We start from the raw sequence: 17,976 nt of genomic DNA on the forward strand, positions 1-17,976 counted from the left end.
CCAGCCAGCGGCTCCCTCACCCGACGGCCAGCAGGTCGCCGGGTGAGGGAAGTTTGTTAACTAAACGCGCTTCAACGACGGTTGAGCAACGCCACCACGCCCAGCGCCAGCCAGCCTGCCATGAGCAGCAGCCCGCCGATGGGCGTCACGATGCCCAGGTTAAGGCCCGCCAGCGCCATCAGGTATAGCGAGCCCGAAAACCCGGCAATGCCCAGCGTCCATAGCGCCAGTACCCAACGCTGGCCGGCCAGTGGGCGGCTGCTGCGCCAGATCAGTACCGCCAGCATGGCCAGGGTGTGCCAGGCCTGATAGCGCACGCCGGTTTCCACTGCGCTGACCAGGTCGGCGCTGGCGCGTGCCTCCAGGCCATGGGCCGCATAGGCGCCGAGCATGACCATCAGCGCCCCTGATAGCGCTACCCAGCACCACCAGGGCGTATCTGTTCGCTGCACATTACTCTCCTTGATGGGTGGTTGACGGGCTTTTAACGTGGTGTTTTAACCTTGCCACATACCTTGTGCGGTGCGAAACCGCTACAATAGGCGCCATTCATCCCTACACATCTTTGTTGCCACACCATGGAACGCGCCTCGTTTATGTCTATCCCTAACGCGTCGATACAGCTTACGCTCAACGGTGACCCGCACTCGCTCGAGGCGGGGGCAACAGCCGCTGACCTCGTGGAACAGCTCGGCCTTGGCGGACGCCGCATCGCCGTGGAAATCAACGAGCAGATCGTGCCCAAGAGCCAGCTTGCCGACACCCCATTGGCCAATGGCGACCAGGTCGAGGTCGTTCACGCCATCGGCGGCGGCTAGGCCCGCCATATCGCTTGTGCTTTATCAAGGAATTGCCATGACACCACTGACCGATACACCCTTTAGCGTTGCCGGACGCGACTTCCGCTCACGCCTGCTGGTCGGCACCGGCAAGTACAAGGACTTCGACGAAACCGGCGCGGCTATTGCCCAAAGCGGCGCTGAAATCGTCACCTTTGCAGTGCGCCGCACCAACCTGGGCCAGGATACCGAGGCCCCCAACCTGCTGGATGTGATTTCGCCCAAGCGTTACACCCTGCTGCCCAACACCGCTGGCTGCTATACCGCCAAAGACGCGGTACGCACCTGCCGGCTGGCCCGCGAACTGCTTGACGGCCATAACCTGGTCAAGCTGGAAGTGCTGGGTGACGAGACCACCCTCTACCCGAATGTGGTCGAAACGCTCAAGGCCGCCGAAACGCTGCTCGCCGACGGTTTCGACGTCATGGTCTACACCAGCGACGACCCCATTGTGGCACGCGAGCTGGAAGCCATGGGCTGCTGCGCCATCATGCCGCTGGGCTCGCTGATTGGCTCTGGCCACGGCATTCAAAATCCGCACAATGTGCGCCTGATCATTGAACAAAGCCAGGTGCCGGTGTTGGTGGATGCAGGCATTGGCACTGCTTCCGATGCCGCCATGGCCATGGAACTGGGCTGCGACGGCGTACTGCTGAACAGCGCGATTGCCCATGCCCGCGACCCGCTGCGCATGGCCAACGCCATGAAGCTTGCCGTGCAGGCAGGACGAGACGCTTTCTTGTCAGGCCGCATGCCACGCCGCCAGACCGCCGACCCCTCTTCGCCTTTTGCTGGCCGGATTAACGGCTGATACAGAGACACCATGACCGATACGAAAGACACCGCCCCCGAAAACGCCGACGCCCCACTGCACCGCCGGGGTATCAAAAGCTATGTGATTCGCGCCGGACGCATGACACCAGCACAAACGCGTGGATTAGAGGACGTTTGGCCACGCCTGGGGCTGACAATCGCCGACGGCCGCCAAGATCTGGACGCCCTCTTTGGCCGCCAGGCGCCTCGCGTCGTCGAGATCGGGTTTGGCATGGGCAACTCGTTGATTGAACAGGCCGAAACCCACCCGGAAACCGACTTTATCGGCATTGAAGTGCACGCCCCCGGCGTGGGCAAACTGCTCGATGAAGCGGATAAACGCGGCCTCACCAACCTGCGCGTTTACCGCGAAGACGCCCTGGCCGTATTGGAACAGTGTCTACCGGAAGGCTCACTGACCACTGTTCAGCTGTTCTTCCCTGACCCTTGGCCAAAAAAGAAGCACCACAAGCGGCGCATTGTTCAGCCTGCGTTTGTTGAGCTGATTCGCACCCGTCTTAAGCCCAGTGGCACCTTTCATCTAGCCACCGACTGGGAAGCCTATGCCGAATGGATGGCAGACGTGATGGAAGACGCCCCCGGCTACGCCAATACGGCTGGCGCTGACACCGCTCCCTACGTGCCCCGCCCCGCCTTCCGCCCACTGACCAAGTTTGAAGCCCGCGGCGAAAAGCTCGGCCATGGGGTGTGGGATTTGATTTACCGGCGAGAAGACTAGGCGCTTGCTGAAAAGCTACTCAAACGCCGTCATCGCAAAGCTTTCGCACTCCACTACCTTGGCATGCCAGGCCTGAAGTGTCGGAAAGCGGTTAGGCCAATCAAAGGCCGGTAAGCGAAAGCTGAGATAGCAAAGCGCCACGGCAACGGTAATCGCTCCCAGCGTGCGTTCCGCATTGCCCGTCAGCACGCTGGGGTGCGCATCAAGCGTTGCCAGCGTGCGCTCGATGGCTTTCAAGCGGCGGCTGCCCAATACCGTTGTATCAACCTCATGGCCATTGTGCTTGCGGCCAATCACCACATTGAACGCCGCATCCGTCAAGCCATGGCCAAGCCCGGCCAGCGCCAGGGTTTCCGCATATGTCTTGTGTGGCAAAAGCGACTCCCCTTCGCCTTGAGCATCCAAGTAGAGCGCTATCAAAAGCGACTCGGTCAGTACATCACCGTCGTCGGTGACCAGCGTCGGAATGCGACTGAGCGGGGTAATCTGTAAAAGTTCGCTATCCGCCGCCCAGGGGTCACACCAACAAAGCTCAGTGCGCTCGATCAACTGCTTTTCATACAGGCAAACCCGCGCCACTCGGGCATAGGGGGAGGTCGCGTTCAGGTAGAGTTGCATGGGAGTCTCCTTGGATGGGCCGTTCACCGCAGCTTGCGTGGCTAATGCGCGCAACGCAATAGGTCGATAGGTCAAAAAAAAGCGGCCCGTAGGCCGCTTAGTTAAGTACTTATATAACCGTTTGTTTACGGTTGACAACCTTCTGACTCAGGCTTCGCGCTTACCATCCACCAAGCGGCTGACACCCTCGGGGTTGGCATCTTGCAGGGCATCCGGAAGCAGCGCTTCCGGCAGTGCCTGGTAGCAAACAGGGCGCAGGAAGCGATGGATCGCCGCGCTGCCCACCGAAGTCGTACGGCTATCCGATGTGGCCGGGTAAGGGCCGCCGTGAACCATGGCGTGGCACACCTCGACACCGGTCGGCCAGCCGTTGGCCAGGATACGGCCCGCTTTGCGCTCCAGGGTCGGCAGCAGCGCTTTGGCCGCGTCCACATCACCATCATCCATTTGCAGGGTGATGGTCAACTGACCCTCAAGTTCGGCAGCCACGCGCATCATTTCAGCCTGATCGGCGCACTCAACAACCAGCGAGCTGGCACCAAATACCTCGGCCTGCAGGGTCTCATCGGTAAGAAAGTCGGCAGCAGAGGCAACGAACAAGCCCGCGCAGCACTGGTTAGCGCCTTCACCGAGTTGACCACGCGCCACTTCGCGTACCTTGGCATGCGAGGAGAGGGCGTTAACACCCTGCTCATAGGCCTGGTGAATCCCCGGGGAGAGCATGGTCTGGCTGATACTGGCTTTAACGCCGTCGCCAGCGGCGTCGATAAAGGCGTCCAGCGCCTTGCCTTTAACGGCAATCACAAGCCCTGGATTGGTACAGAACTGACCGGCCCCCATGTTGAGTGACCCGACAAAGCCTTCGGCGATCTTCTCGCCACGCGCTTCTAGGGCCTCCGGCAGCAGGAACACGGGGTTGATGCTGCTCATCTCGGCGTAGACCGGGATCGGCTGCGGGCGCGCCTGGGCCGTGGCCATCAGCGCCGTGCCGCCACTGCGCGAGCCGGTGAAGCCAACGGCCTGGATGCGCGGGTCATTGACCAGTGCCTGGCCGATCTCTTTACCCGAGCCGAACAGCAGCGAGAAGACACCATCAGGCAGGTTGCACTTGGCTACGGCGCGCTGAACGGCGCGGCCCACCAGTTCGGACGTGCCAGGGTGGGCGGAGTGGCCCTTGACCACGACCGGGCAGCCAGCGGCCAGCGCTGAAGCGGTATCACCACCGGCCACGGAGAACGCCAACGGAAAGTTGGAGGCGCCGAACACGGCGACCGGACCAAGACCGATATGGCGCTGGCGAAGGTCAGTACGCGGCATGGGCGAACGATCCGGCAGTGCCGGGTCAATGCGCACGTCGAGCCACTCACCGGCACGTACCACGGAAGCGAACAAACGCAACTGGCCGCAGGTACGGCCACGCTCGCCTTCTATCCGCGGGCGCGGCAGGCCGGTCTCGGCCATGGCGCGCTCAATGAGCTCATCGCCGATACCCTCAATTTCGGAGGCAATGGTTTCGAGGAAGGTGGCACGTGCTTCAAGGCCGGTCTCGCGGTAGCTGGCGAAGGCGGTTTCGGCGAGCTCGCAGGCACTTTCAACTTCTGCCTTGCTACCTCCCACGTAGGTCGGCTCCATCGTCTCGCCGGTAGTGGGGTTAACCGCATGAATGTCGGCTTGATTGCCGCTAACGGCTTGCTGACCGATCAGCATTTCACCACGGATCGTCATAGATTCCTCCTTAGCTTCGTTTATCGGGCGCTTTGGATGCCCGATGGTGCTACGTTTGGTCCCGATACTGGGCATACATGTTCTTGGCTCGATCAAGATGCTTGAACATCATGTCGCGGGCTTTTTGTGCGTCACGCGACAAAATCGCTTCGATAATCTCGTCATGCTCGGCCTGAACACGCTCCAGGTAACGGTCGGATGATTTAGGGTCGATTTCGATACTGAGCAGCTTGGCTCTGGGAATGACACTCTTGCTCCACTGCTCGTAGAAAGATGCAAAGAAGGGGTTCTTGGTCGCCTTTGCAATCGCAAAGTGAAAAAGGTAATCCTCTTGCCGCGCCAGCCGTTTCTCGGCATGAGCCTTGATGAAGGCGTTATGCTGGGCCCTCAGGAGCTCTCGGTCGGCGTCGTCATGGCGCAGCGCCGCCAGCGCCGCCGCAGCAGGCTCCAGGGTTAACCTCAGTTCGAGCAGGTGCAGAATATCGGCAACGGTCGTGGGGTTGATATGCTGCGCGGGTCTTGGCTCCTCTGCCTTGGCCCGCAGCACTGTGGTGCCCACTCCCCGGCGCGTCTCTACCAGTCCCAGGGACTTCAGGTGGGTAATGGCCTCGCGCACCACAGTGCGGCTGACGCCGAAGGAGTCGCACAAGCTGTTTTCGGTGGGCAACTTATTGCCCACCGCCACCTTGCCCTGCACGATCAAGGCCTCCAATTGTTCGGCGACATATTGGGAGAGGCTACCCTGCTTCGCGACCTTGCTTACGTTAAGGGGAGGTTGAACCGATGTCATTTCGCTTTCCTTGACCATAAACACCTTCGCCTAAAGTATGATGATATACATCATATCAGAGCAGAGTGGCTCTTACCTCACAAGCGCAGGACGCTTGGGGTCAAACTCCCATCCTGGAATCAAGAACTGCATGGCCATGGCGTCATTGCGTTGAGTCACGTCGAGACTCTTGTAGAGCGCATGTGCCTCTTTCAGCTTCTCTTCATCCAGCTCGACGCCGAGGCCTGGGGTTTTAGGCACGGTCAGCTTGCCATCACGGATCTGGAACGGCTCTTTGGTGATGCGTTGGCCGTCCTGCCAGATCCAGTGGGTATCGATGGCGGTGATCTCGCCAGGGCAAGCGGCCGCTACGTGGGTCATCATCGCCAGGGAAATGTCGAAGTGGTTGTTGCTATGCGAGCCCCAGGTCATGCCCCACTCGTTGCACAGCTCGCCGACCATCACAGCGCCCTGCATGGTCCAGAAATGGCAGTCCGCCAGCGGAATATCGACGGAATTAAGCTGCACGGCATACTGCAATTGCTTGAAATCGGTCGCGATCATGTTGGTTGCTGTAGGCAGACCGGTGCGCTTTTTGAACTCGGCCATGGTCTCGCGACCGGAGTAACTCTCTTCCTGACCACAGGGATCTTCAGCATAGCTTAGCAGGTGCTTGATCGGATCAAGCACGCGCACCGCTTCGTCGAGCTTCCAGGCGCCGTTGGGATCGAGGGTCAAACGCGCTTCCGGGAAAGCTTCGTGGAGCGCGCGGATGCAGTCGGCCTCTTCCTCGCCGCGGAGTACGCCGCCCTTGAGCTTGAAGTCCTTGAAGCCGTAGCGATCATAGGCGGCCTTTGCCAGGTTAGCGACGGCGTCTGGCGTGAGCGCCTCTTTGTAGCGCACCTCGTCCCAGGCATCCTTGGGGTTCTCGGCCTTGGGGTACGGCAGGTCCGTCTTTTCAGGGTCCCCCAGCAGAAAAAGATACCCAAGCGCTTCGACTTCATCGCGCTGGCGCCCGTACTGCCCCAGCAAATCTGCCACCGGCATACCCAACGCCTGACCGAACAGGTCGAACAACGCCGATTCAATAGCGGTAATAACGTGAACCGCAACGCGTAGATCGAAGGTCTGACGGCCACGCTCTTCACGTCCATTTTGGGCCAGTATCTGGCGCGCCTGGTTCAGTGTCTGCTTGACGTTGTTGACTTGCGAGCCTTCAACAAGGGAGCGGCACTGCTCCAACCCCTTGATGATACCGTCGCTGGAAGGGATTTCCCCGACCCCTGTATTGCCGGCATCATCTTCTAGAATCAGCACGCAGCGGATGAACCAGGGGGCATGGCCGCCGCTCAGGTTGAGCAGAAAGCCATCGTAGCCAGCCACCGGCACAACACGCATTTTTTTAATCGTCGGGAACATTTACATTTGCCTCTTTATAGTATCGGCTCTGTCGAGATGTGTTTCTGCTGTTAAGTCACTGGTGCGGGATTGAATAGCACCAGGTCGTTGTAAAGGCCGAGCTTATCGGCGGCAACGCGCCGACGGCCGCTGGCCACGTCGAGAATGAGTTGGAAAAGCTCCCAGCCCATTTCCTCGATGGATGCCTCCCCCGTGGCGATGCGTCCGGCATCGAGGTCGATCAGATCATGCCAGCGACGCGCCAGGGTAGAGTTGCTCGAGACCTTGATCACCGGGGTCATCGGCAGGTTGTAGGGTGTCCCGCGTCCGGTGGTAAAGACCTGCAGGTTCATGCCCGCTGCTGCCTGCAAGGTACCGCAGATAAAGTCGCTGGCAGGGGTGGCGGCGAAGGTCAATCCGCGCTTTCGCAGACGCTCTCCAGGCCCAATAACGTCAATGATGGGGGAGTTACCCGACTTGATCACCGACCCCAAGGCTTTTTCAACGATATTGCTCAATCCACCTTTCTTGTTGCCAGGCGACGTATTGGCACTCCGATCGGTTTGACCCTGAGACAGGTAATCGTCATACCAGGCCATTTGATCGACCAGTGCTTTACCGACGGAAGAATCAATCGCGCGGGGCGTCAACAGGTGAATCGCATCGCGCACCTCGGTGACTTCAGAGAACATCACGCTACCACCGGCCCGGACGATCAAGTCGGTTGCAAACCCCACGGCCGGGTTAGCTGTCAGTCCAGAGAAGGCATCACTGCCACCGCATTGCATGCCGACCACAAGCTCGGACACCGGGCAAGTTTCCCGCTGCCGCTTATCGAGATGCTCAAGATGTCGCTCTGCCATGGCCATGATGCCTGCCACCATATCGTCAAAGCCCTCGAACGACTCGTCCTGCAGGCTCAACACATTGGCCTGGGGGTCAGCGGCCTCAGTATTCTCGTAGATCCTCACCGGCTGATCATCAACCAGGGTAGAGGGCTGTAGTTTCTCGCACCCCAGCCCGATGACCATGACTTGGTCACCAAAGTTGGGATTCTGAGCCAGATGCTTGAGCGTGCGAATGGGCACCACGGCGGCCGGGGCGTTGATCGCCACGCCACAGCCATAGCTATGGTTAAGCCCTACCACCGCATCGACATTGGGAAACTTGGGCAACAACTCACGTTTTATGCGCTGCACTACGTGATCCACAATACCGGCCACACACTGCACGCTGGTGGTAATACCGAGAACATTCTGGGTGCCGACGCTACCGTTGGCATTACGGAACCCCTCAAAGGTGTAACCTTCCAATGGCTCCGCTGGTGGCGCCGGACGTGTCGCCAGCGGCAGATCGTCCAACGAAGGTGGCGTAGGCATGAGTAGATTGGTCTCATTGACATGGCCACCACAAGGAATCGCCAGGGCCGCCGTTCCTATCACCTCACCGTAGCGAATCACGGCATCACCCTCGGCCAGGGCCACCAGCGCCACCTTGTGGCCCTGAGGCACATGCGTCTGGAGTTCAATGCCGCCATCGAGACGTTCGCCAGCCGCCAGACCACCCTGTGCGACAGCGACGGCAACATTATCACTGGGATGAATGCGGATCACTCGAGGTGACGGATTGTCCTGCGTCATGGTCGACCCTCCGGGATATGCAGCTGAACAGCTATCACTGGGAAGCCTCCTCGCGGCTGACCTTGCGACGCTTGAGCCCCATTAAGATGGAAAAGACCACCGACGCAATGATCAAGATCCAAAGCACAACGGCGATTGGGCTCTTGGTGAAGAAGATTGAGAAAGTGCCAGCAGACTCAAGGCTCTTGACGAAATAGACTTCCGCCTGGCTGCCTAAGATAAAGCCGATAATCAAAGGCGCGACTTCAAGCCCGACCTTCTGAATGACGTAGCCCAGCACACCGAAGATCAAAAGGGTCCAGACATCGAACATGATGCCGTAATTGATCGCATAGGCACCGACCACGCACATCATCACAATGATCGGGAAGAGCAGGTGCTTGGGTACCATCACCACCTTGGCGATATGCTTGATGGCGTAGAACATCAGGAAGAACATCACGATGTTGGCGAAGATCAGCGCCGTCATCATCACATACCAGGTATCCACGTTCTCCGGGATGAACAGCGGCCCCACCTGGATACCTTGAAGGGTGAAGGCACCAATCAGCACAGCGGTGGTAGAGTCACCGGGGATCCCCAGGGAAAGCAGTGGAATAAGCGCACCGCCGGTCAAGGCATTATTGGCAGACTCCGAGGCAATCAAGCCCTGAGGCGCGCCCTTGCCCATTTCGGAGGAATCCTTCGACAGGTTCTTCTCCTGGGTGTAAGCCAGCACAGACGCCGCACTACCGCCCACCCCCGGCAGCATGCCGACGAAGGTACCTATAAAGGAGGAGCGAACCAGGTTGGTCAAACGACCTTTGAAGATCGACATGGAGAAACCGCTGCCCCCTTTGCCGAGCTTCACGCCTTCACCGGTCAGGTCATTCTTAACGCCTTTTTCGGCCTCGAGCAGAATTGTTGAGATACCGAAGATACCTATCAATACAGGCAGCAAAGAGAAGCCTTCAAACAGGTAAGGCTCCATGAAGTCAAACATCAGCCGTGTCTTGCCGTTGCCACCGTCAGAGGTGCTATAGACGCCGACCAGGCTCAGCCAGATGCCAATCACGCCGCTGAAGATACCCACCAGCATGTTGCTGGAAAGTGAGGCAATCACGCTCAACGCAAGCAGAATGATCAGGAACTTCTCCACATAGGAGAACTTGATCGAGAAATCCGCCAGCATCGGCGCAAAAAAGAACAGCACGGCCGCACTGATCAGACCGCCGACCACTGAGGCGATGACGCTGACCCGTAGGGCCTTCTCGCCCTCACCTTTCTGGGCCATCGGGTAACCATCGAAGGTGGTGGTGATAGACGAGGGTGTGCCGGGAATATTAATCAGAATCGCCGGCACCATACCGCCCGATATTCCCCCTACATACAGGCCAAGCAACAGCGCCAAGCCGTGGTTAAGGCCCAGGGCGTAGGTCAACGGGAGACACACGGCTACCGCCATAGTCGCCGTCATGCCGGGTATTGCGCCAAAGATGATGCCGACCAGGGCGCCCAAGGCAGCAAGAAGGAAAAACGTTAGATCGAGAAGTGACAAAAATTCCATGGGGGGCACTCACTTCGGTCACGGCAGGGTAATTTTGAACAGCTTGGCCAGAATGAACCAAGCCAAGCTGGGCGCTACAATGGCCGTGATCACCGCGGTGGTCATAGCCTTTTTTGTCCACTCATGCATGTACAGCAATGCCATAAGCAAGACGAAAACCATCGAGACGAACAGGAAACCGTAACCCGTGTAGGGAAACATATTGCCCACGTACGCCATCAGATAGAAATACGCCACCATCAAGGCAAGCGTACCGAAGAAGCGGAAGCCATCCATGGACTCACCAATAATCGGCAAGGTCCGCTCGCCACGTTTCACAGCGGCCAGAAAAGGAACTGTCTTGGTCACTAAAACGGCAAGGAACAACAGTGCCAATACCCAATGAATAATCATCGGGAAGAACAGATGAGACGTCTCGAAATCGATCGAGATGCTAAGCAGACTTGACAGACCTGATTCCATAACAGCTCCGATATAGGCAGCAGGCTACCCTGGCCTATCATGGTTCTAGAGTGCTTTATGTCTTATAGCGATGGCACCGACACCCATGTGCCGGTGCCTGAATCGCTTACTTGATGTTTTCGATAATGCCTTCGTAGCGCGTCATCTTGTCTTGCAGGTACTCAGACGCTTCATCAGAAGGCTTGAAGTTAGGAATGAAAAACGCGTTCTTTTGTGTTTCTTGAATTTCGCCTTCCGCGTAGATTTCTGCTAAAGCCTCGTCAATCTGCTCAACGATGGCAGGGTCCATATCCTTGTTGTAAAGGAAGAAGAACTCTTTATCGAAGGTGAAGCTTTCGTCACCCCCCATAGTGACATTGACGTTAGGCTCGACATACTCCAACAACTGCTCACGAGTCGTCTGGCCCAGGCCCTCTTCTGGCGCCTGCTCGATGGTATCTTGCCGCGCCGTCAGCCACACAAATCGCATGGCCTTTTGATCATCTTCAGGCAAGCGCGTGTATTGCTCGTTGGCCTGCACCGTCCCGTTGATCACGTCAGCTTGGTCATCAAAAAGCTGCTGGTTTTTATCCGACTGCGAGCCGGTATTCACCGCTACCAGATTGTCTTCCTGGCCAGGGTGCTCAATCGCAATGGCATTCTTTAATGCACTAAAACCGATTTCCGAGACACCGCCTGGCTGGATTGCGACGCGTACCGTCTCTCCTTCACCCACCGCAGCAATAATGTCATTAAGGGTTTCGTAAGGAGAGTCTTTTGGCACCAAGTAGGCATTGCCTGGGTTAATAGCCACTGTCGGGCCCACGGTATATTTTTCAAAAATATTGTCGTAGCCCTCCACACCATACAAATACCCCAGGTAGGACTGGTCATGGAAAATCATCAGCGTGTTGCCACGGGAATCGCGGTCCAGGGTCCGGAAAGCAGAGTTCGCGCCAACCGCGTCGACCTTCATGTTCAGATCAAGTTTTTCGGATAACGCATCCGCAACAATGCTGGAGTTTTGATAGGTATCACCACCGGTCGACGTAGAGCCGATGACCACCCGTACATTGCCCCGCAAAGGGCCATCCTGAGCAAAGGCGACACCCGAGCCAACGGTCATTGATGCCATCAAGGCGGCCGAACCCAGTCCAGCTAGCGCTTTCTTAGATACCAACATGCTTCACCTCATTCGGTCATTGTAAATTTATTATGGTCTTGCGGTTTGAGAAGGGATTTACTTGGTTTTATCGATTAGTTGCTTAAGTTGCCGACATTCGTCAGCGGTAGGCATCGTTAAAGGCGCGCGCACCTTTCCCGCCGGGCGACCGATAATCTCGGCACCGGCTTTGATCAGGCTCACGGCATACCCGGCTTTTTGATCACGCAAATCGATAAACGGGATAAAAAAGTCCTGGGTAATTTGCTTAACGACACGACTGTCCCCAGCACGGAGAGCTCGATAGAAAGCCACCGCCATATCAGGGACAAAATTGAACACGGCCGAGGAATAGGTATTAACACCGATGGAAAGATACGCTTCGGCGAAAATCTCGGCGGTAGGCACGCCACCGATATAGGTCAGGCGGTCGCCCACGGTCTTGACGATCTTGTTCAGCGCCTGGATATCGCCTTTGCCGTCCTTCAGGCCAATCAAATTCGGGCAGGCATCCGCCAGCGCCTGAACCGACGTCGCATTGAGAATGCCGTTACCGCGGTTGTAGTAGATAACGTTAATTGCCGTAGCGTCACAAATTTGCCGGGCGTAATCGACCAGGCCGTCTTGCGGGCACTCGGTCAGGTAGGGGGGCATCAGCAAAATGCCATCGGCGCCGGCCTCTTCGGCAGCAGCGGCAAAGGCCTTGCCCGTCGCCACGCTTAAGCCCGCACTGGCAATCACGGGGAGCTTGCCGTCAATCACCTCAACCGCCACCTGAACGATACGGCGATACTCTTCCAGCGATAGGTTGAAAAACTCACCGGTGCCGCCCGCCACAAAGACGGCGGAAATATCATGGCTGATAAACCAGGCTAGCCGCTCGCGGTAGCTGGCTTCATCAAACTGGCCGTTGTCATCGAAGTCGGTGATCGGGAACGAGAGCAGGCCATCACCGATCGCTTGTATTACGTCTTGTTTGGAAAACTTCACGCCACCATCCTCATGCTTCCCTCGTTGCAGTGTGCCAACACCCATTAGCGAGGCTCGAAATCGTGACAACCGCTTAGTTGTCATACATCGTACAAATGAGAAGTTAAGCCTAGCTATCCAATCAGGCAAGGCTCAGGACACAAAATACAACCAAAGTTGAAGGCTGATCGCTTACGCTTCGGGAACCCTACTTAAGCCTATCGCACAGATAAACATCTGAATTAATAGTGACTTAGTGAGAAAAGACGAGGTTGTATAGCGGGATAAGAGAACTTGCTCACAACGCCGGGCGCAGGCAGCGGTGTGGGTCAGTTGGGTGACCAAGGCCCAAAAAAGAAAGCCGCTCCAGGGGAGCGGCAAAAGACCGTGACTAGCAATGAGAGGGAGAAACCATGACAGGTAACTGGTCGCGCTGACCTGCGCTGCCGTGGTCTGTGGCGTCTCTCAAACGCCACAACCACAATGTAATAGTTCTCATTTACACCTTCAAGTGAAATGCGAATGCTTTTTATTTAAAATTTCAGAAAACCCTTTATCAATGATTCGGCAGCATAACGTCGGTTCGGTTATACCAGCCGATGCAGTGTGCCATTTCCACTTTCAAAGGCATCAATATTCTCGAGCGTCGTCTCTGCAATATTGGTGAGCGCTTCGTCGGTAAAAAACGCCTGATGACCGGTAATCAGCACGTTATGGAAGGTCGTAAGTCGCATAAACTGATCGTCATCGATCACGCCCTGGGACAAGTCTTCGAAGAACAGCTGCTCTTCTTCTTCGTAGACATCCAACCCCAAGCGGCCAATTTTGCCGCTTTTTAACCCGGCGATCACCGCTTGCGTATCAACCACGCGTCCTCGCCCTGTGTTTATCAGCATAACCCCGGGCTTCATTTGGTCTATCGCTTTTTCATTGATCAGGTGATCAGTGTCAGGCGTCAACGGGCAGTGCAGCGAGATGATATCGGCATCTGCAAAGAGTGTTTCGCGAGGAACATATTCTATAAACGCTTTGGCGTCTGGGTTTGGAAAAGGATCGCTGGCCAGAATACGGCAGCCAAAACCGTGCATGATATCGGCAAAGATCAGCCCGATGTTGCCAGTACCGATCACGCCCACCGTTTTGCCGTGCAGGTCAAACCCCAGCAAGCCGTCCAGGGAAAAGTTACCCTCGCGCACTCGGTTGTAGGCGCGGTAAGTCATTCGATTAAGACTTAGCACCAGGGCTACCGCGTGCTCCGCGACGGCATGGGGTGAATAGGCGGGCACACGTACGACGGTCATGCCCAATTGTTCGGCGGTCGCTAAGTCGACATGATTGAAACCCGCCGAGCGCAACGCCACCAGCCGTGTGCCATTGCCGTGGAGCAGATGCAGAACGGAGGTATCCAGGTGGTCATTCACAAACACACAAACCCCTTCATAACCTCTCGCCAAAAGCGCCGTATCAGCGGTTAACCGCACGTCAAAAAAACTCAGCTCGTGATGCTTGTCCTCATTGGCAAGGGTCAGAAAGGTTTGGTCATAAGGCTTGGCGCTAAACACGGCGATGCGCATGGCGGTTGCTCCTGTCGAGGTTTCAAGGTCAGCATAGGCAAAGCGCCTATTATCTGCCTGAACAGCGCAGGGCGTTGTTGGCGAGGATCAAGAAAGTGGTTATTAGAAAAAAGAAAGCCGCTCCAGAGGAGCGGCAAAAGACCGTGACTAGCAATGAGAGGGAGAAACCATGACAGGAAAGTGGTAATGATTGCCAAATCTGTCGTGGTCTGTGGCGTCTCATCAAACGCCACAATCACAATGTAATAGTTCTCATTTACCTCGTCAACACAAATACGAATATTTTTTATTTACTTTTTTATTTCTAGCCGCCCGCGACTTGCAGCCAGACGGGTAGCGTCAGCATCGCCAGCAGCGTCTGGCCGGTGATAATCGCCGCCATCAATTCAGCATCGCCACCCAGCTGGCGAGCCAGAATATACGCTGACGTCGCCGTGGGCAGTGCGGCAAACAACAGCGCGACGTCGCGACTCACCGTATCCAGGCCAACCAGCCACGCAAGCCCCAGCACTAACGCAGGCATCAGCAACAGCTTGACGCTGTTCGTCGCCAGCACGCCACGATCAACGCGCAGCAGCGCTGCCGGGCGCAATGCCACCCCCACAGCAACCAGCCCAAGCGGCAAGGCAGCACGGCCTAGTAGATCGACGGTATCATGGCTCCAGCCCGGCAGCCCTATGCCGGAAAGGTTCAACACAATACCCAGCAAGCACGCCAGAATCAGGGGGTTCTTGATTAGTGCCATGATGCTTTTGCCAATGCTGGCATTGCCGAGGGTGCCGGCGGCAACAAAGCTGGCCACGCACATGATATTGACCACTGGCACCATCAGCGCCACCGCCACGGCGGCGGTGGTGGCGCCGGCGCTGCCGTGCAGGGCCGCCGCCCCGGCAACGCCCACATAGGTATTGAAACGCACCGCGCCCTGAAACACCGAGGTAAATGCCGCCGGCGTCAGCTTCAATCTTGCGCGCAGCCGCCAGAGCAGCAGCCCAAACGCGGCCATCGCGCCCAGCAGCACCAGCGCCAGGCGGGTCACCGGCACCTGGCTGACATCCGCTGTTGCCAGCGTCGCCACCAGCATGGCCGGGAAAAGCAGAAAATAGATCAGCCGCTCCATGTGTGGCCAGAACGTATCGCTGGGCCAGCGCTTTACGCCCAGCACTGCCCCCAGAAGGATCAACAGGAACAGCGGGCCTAGGGCACCGTTAATGCTTTCCATCGGGCTTCCTTATCCGTCTTGCCGCCCTGCCGTGACACGCGCAGGTTTACTGTTACTATGACATATAAACGCAGTTAAGCCGTCGCCAACGGGCACCGGCTCACCGCCTGCGGGGGATTACCATGACCTATCCAAAACGCTGGCTAGGTGTCGGCCTCATTACCATCCTGATTGTCGGCATTGGCGTCTTGCTCTACGACAGCGTGCTATCGCCGCACAGCGACATGCCCAGCGGCGGCGATATTGAACTGCCGTCCACCCAGGGTGACTTTTCACTTGCCCAGCTTGGCGAGGAGCAGATCGCCCTGGTGTCGTTTGGCTATACGTACTGCCCGGATGTCTGCCCCATGACGCTCTCGGTCACGCGGCAGGCGTTGGCGGGTCTTTCGCCAGCGCAGCGGCAGAAGGTGGTGCCCGTGATGATCACGGTCGATCCGGAACGCGACACGCTGGAACGGCTTGAGCAGTATCTGGCGTTTTTCGATGAGGACTTGATCGGCGCGCGAGGAAGCGACGCCGACCTCAAGGATGTCATGTCCCGTTATGGCGTCATCAGCCGTCGCGTCGAGGCGCCTGACTCCGCTATCGAGTACACCATTGACCACAGTTCGGCGCTCTATCTTGTCGATCGTGACGGCGACATTTTACAGCGGGTGCTGTACTCGCCGACGCCCCAGGCGCTTAGCGCCGCCCTGGTAGAAAAACTGGGGGGTTAATCACTCTCTGGCGCCGACTGCAGGCGCGCCAGCAGCGCCATCAGCGCGGCCACCTGCGCCCCTTCTCGGGTATCGTGCAGCGGGGTCAGCCGGGATGAACGCTCGGCATACCCCCACCAGTCCCAGCAGCCCTGAGGGTTCATCATGCTGCTCTGTACCTGGGGATACACCACGATCTGGCGGTGCGTTGCCGCCCACTCGTTGAGCCCACTGTGACGCACAAACGTATCGTCTATCGCGTCTGCGCTCATCTGGCAGCCATGAAGCGCCAGCGTAACCTCGCAGCCACCCTTTTCGCAGCCTTCGGGTATAAAGACAAAGCCGCTATCCGCCATGCCGTTAACTGCAAAGGCAGACTGGTCAAACGCGCGTAATTGCCCTTGGCCATCGCGCTGTGATTCGCGCTGGGGATACAGAAAGCTCAGCATGTCGCCGGCCACATCGTCATCGCAGGCCAGCAGATAGCTGCCGCCGCCCTGCTGACAGTCGCCGAGCAGTTGGGGTGGGGGCGCCTCATCATGCAGACGCACCGGCCAGCCATGCCCGGTGTCTTCGCGTCGTTTGACGCGAAGCTGCTCGGGCGAGGCCAGCCAGCGCTCCCACTGCTCGGCCAACAGATCGCCCAGCACAGGCGCCACCACCTCGTCCTCCTCGCCGTGCCACAGGTACACCCTTAGCTGGCTGAGCGCCTCCCGCGGGCCTACCTGCTGGGCCGACTCGTAGCGGCGGCGGCGATTTTCCAGCCTATCCAGTGACGGCTCGCCATCTGCTGTCGTCAGGCAATGATTGAGCGCCCGGCTTAGCGAGCCCTCCGCGCAGCCCCAGGGGCCGGCTGCCAGCACCCCCACCGCAGCAAAACGCTCGGGAAACGCCACCGCCAGCTGGGTGGCCATGTAGCCACCGGACGAAACGCCCACCACGCTGGCGCCATCCTTCCCAGCGTCCAGCGACGGCAGCGTCTCGGGAGCGCCCAGGGTTTGCGTCGCTGCCAACGTACTGCCCATGAGCAGCAGCCCACAGGCTAGATGACGCGGGGAGACGCCCATGCGTTACTCAACGTCCAGCAGGTCAACGCGGAAGGTCAGCACTTCGTTGGGGCCAATCGGCCCCTGACCGCTTTCGCCGTAAGCCAGGTCAGCGGGGATATACAGCATCCAGCTATCACCGACGCTCATTGCCTGCAAGGCTTCCTGCCAGCCTTCGATAACCTGGTTGACCTGAAAACTCACCGACTCGCCGCGCTCGAAGGAGCTGTCAAACACGGTGCCGTCCAGCAGCGTACCTTCGTAATTGACCTCGACCGTATCCTGGGGGCCGGGGGACTCACCGTCGCCCGCCTCGAGCACTTCGTACTGCAGGCCTGATTCCATGACCGTCACGTCGTCGCGCTCGGCATTGTCAGCGAGGAAAGCTTCGCCTGCCTGACGGTTGGCTTCAGCGGCCTCAGCGGCTTCCGCTTCCCGGGCCGCCATGGACTGCTCCTGGAAGGTCATCAGCGCTTCACTCATTTGCGCGTCATCCAGCGCCAGGTCATTGCCTTCAAACACGTCGCGCATGCCGTCGGTAAAGGTATCGATATCCAGGTTTTCGATATCGGCCTGCATGCTCTCACCCAGGGTGACACCGAGGCTATACGCCAGCCGCTCCTCTTCGGTTTCCGGGGCGGCGGCCGCCAAGGGAGCAACCAGCAGTAAACTCACCAGCGCCGTTGAGGAAATCGCTACTTTCATAAAACACCTTTTATTCAGGGTGCAACGCACCGTAATGAGAACCGTCAAAAGAGTAACACCCGCCGCCCCGGGCTG

General features: G+C 58.0%; 18 protein-coding genes. 4 read left to right on the forward strand and 14 right to left on the reverse strand.

What is annotated here, in order from left to right; all coding sequences use genetic code 11:
* Positions 1–71 precede the first annotated feature (71 nt).
* Entirely contained in the window at positions 72–452 is a 381-nt protein-coding gene (locus tag QC815_RS04555) for a DUF423 domain-containing protein (RefSeq protein WP_230445594.1), read from the reverse strand.
* 144 nt (positions 453–596) lie between these two features.
* Between QC815_RS04555 and thiS the strand changes: the two genes are divergently transcribed.
* Genes thiS through trmB form a run of 3 tightly spaced genes read left to right on the forward strand, consistent with a single transcriptional unit; the run spans position 597 to position 2,391 of the window.
* Positions 597–818: a sulfur carrier protein ThiS gene (thiS, locus tag QC815_RS04560; protein ID WP_230445593.1), complete on the forward strand. Its 222-nt coding sequence runs from the start codon at positions 597–599 to the stop codon at positions 816–818.
* Between the two features lie 37 nt (positions 819–855).
* Positions 856–1,650: a thiazole synthase gene (locus tag QC815_RS04565; protein WP_230445592.1), complete on the forward strand. Its 795-nt coding sequence runs from the start codon at positions 856–858 to the stop codon at positions 1,648–1,650.
* Positions 1,651–1,662: 12 nt separating this feature from the next.
* A complete protein-coding gene (gene trmB, locus QC815_RS04570) occupies positions 1,663–2,391 on the forward strand; it encodes a tRNA (guanosine(46)-N7)-methyltransferase TrmB (RefSeq protein WP_230445591.1) in 729 nt (242 codons plus the stop codon).
* A 15-nt stretch (positions 2,392–2,406) separates the two neighbouring features.
* On the opposite strand, the gene QC815_RS04575 is transcribed toward trmB, so the two are convergent.
* The 11 genes from QC815_RS04575 to QC815_RS04625 all read right to left on the reverse strand — a co-directional run bounded on the left by QC815_RS04575 (position 2,407) and on the right by QC815_RS04625 (position 15,455).
* Positions 2,407–3,009 (reverse strand): glutathione S-transferase family protein, encoded by a 603-nt coding sequence (locus QC815_RS04575; protein ID WP_309767204.1) that lies wholly within the window; start codon positions 3,007–3,009, stop codon positions 2,407–2,409.
* Between the two features lie 147 nt (positions 3,010–3,156).
* Positions 3,157–4,734 carry an aldehyde dehydrogenase (NADP(+)) gene (locus QC815_RS04580; RefSeq protein ID WP_309767206.1) on the reverse strand — a complete coding sequence of 526 codons (1,578 nt, stop codon included), beginning with the start codon at positions 4,732–4,734 and terminating at the stop codon, positions 3,157–3,159.
* A gap of 49 nt (positions 4,735–4,783) precedes the next feature.
* Positions 4,784–5,524, reverse strand: a complete 741-nt coding sequence (locus QC815_RS04585; RefSeq protein ID WP_309767208.1) for a FadR/GntR family transcriptional regulator — start codon at positions 5,522–5,524, stop codon at positions 4,784–4,786.
* Between the two features lie 72 nt (positions 5,525–5,596).
* The gene (locus QC815_RS04590; protein ID WP_230445587.1) at positions 5,597–6,922 is read right to left on the reverse strand and encodes a glucarate dehydratase family protein; all 1,326 of its coding nucleotides are present in this window, start codon (positions 6,920–6,922) and stop codon (positions 5,597–5,599) included.
* Positions 6,923–6,972: 50 nt separating this feature from the next.
* Positions 6,973–8,541, reverse strand: a complete 1,569-nt coding sequence (gene garD, locus QC815_RS04595; protein ID WP_309767210.1) for a galactarate dehydratase — start codon at positions 8,539–8,541, stop codon at positions 6,973–6,975.
* A gap of 34 nt (positions 8,542–8,575) precedes the next feature.
* On the reverse strand, positions 8,576–10,087 hold the full coding sequence (locus QC815_RS04600; protein ID WP_230445585.1) for a tripartite tricarboxylate transporter permease: 1,512 nt from the start codon (positions 10,085–10,087) through the stop codon (positions 8,576–8,578).
* Positions 10,088–10,105: 18 nt separating this feature from the next.
* Positions 10,106–10,549, reverse strand: coding sequence for a tripartite tricarboxylate transporter TctB family protein (locus QC815_RS04605; protein ID WP_230445584.1), 444 nt, complete (start codon positions 10,547–10,549; stop codon positions 10,106–10,108).
* A gap of 106 nt (positions 10,550–10,655) precedes the next feature.
* Positions 10,656–11,711, reverse strand: a complete 1,056-nt coding sequence (locus tag QC815_RS04610; protein ID WP_230445583.1) for a type 2 periplasmic-binding domain-containing protein — start codon at positions 11,709–11,711, stop codon at positions 10,656–10,658.
* Positions 11,712–11,768: 57 nt separating this feature from the next.
* Positions 11,769–12,680 carry a 5-dehydro-4-deoxyglucarate dehydratase gene (gene kdgD, locus QC815_RS04615; RefSeq protein WP_230445582.1) on the reverse strand — a complete coding sequence of 304 codons (912 nt, stop codon included), beginning with the start codon at positions 12,678–12,680 and terminating at the stop codon, positions 11,769–11,771.
* 566 nt (positions 12,681–13,246) lie between these two features.
* The gene (locus tag QC815_RS04620) at positions 13,247–14,233 is read right to left on the reverse strand and encodes a 2-hydroxyacid dehydrogenase (protein WP_230445581.1); all 987 of its coding nucleotides are present in this window, start codon (positions 14,231–14,233) and stop codon (positions 13,247–13,249) included.
* Positions 14,234–14,537: 304 nt separating this feature from the next.
* Complete coding sequence (locus tag QC815_RS04625) at positions 14,538–15,455, reverse strand: AEC family transporter (RefSeq protein WP_230445580.1); 918 nt, start codon at positions 15,453–15,455, stop codon at positions 14,538–14,540.
* 122 nt (positions 15,456–15,577) lie between these two features.
* Here QC815_RS04625 and QC815_RS04630 point away from each other — a divergent pair, with 122 nt between their 5' ends.
* Entirely contained in the window at positions 15,578–16,171 is a 594-nt protein-coding gene (locus tag QC815_RS04630; protein WP_230445579.1) for an SCO family protein, read from the forward strand.
* Here QC815_RS04630 and QC815_RS04635 read toward each other — a convergent pair.
* Positions 16,168–17,217 carry an alpha/beta fold hydrolase gene (locus QC815_RS04635; protein WP_309767214.1) on the reverse strand — a complete coding sequence of 350 codons (1,050 nt, stop codon included), beginning with the start codon at positions 17,215–17,217 and terminating at the stop codon, positions 16,168–16,170. The two genes, QC815_RS04630 and QC815_RS04635, sit on opposite strands and share 4 nt — an antisense overlap.
* A gap of 3 nt (positions 17,218–17,220) precedes the next feature.
* Complete coding sequence (locus QC815_RS04640; RefSeq protein ID WP_309767216.1) at positions 17,221–17,901, reverse strand: BamJ family beta-barrel-assembly machinery protein; 681 nt, start codon at positions 17,899–17,901, stop codon at positions 17,221–17,223.
* Between the last annotated feature and the right edge of the window lie 75 nt (positions 17,902–17,976).

The sequence above is a fragment of the Vreelandella gomseomensis genome (assembly GCF_031451645.1).
Classification (GTDB): Bacteria; Pseudomonadota; Gammaproteobacteria; order Pseudomonadales; family Halomonadaceae; genus Vreelandella; species Vreelandella gomseomensis.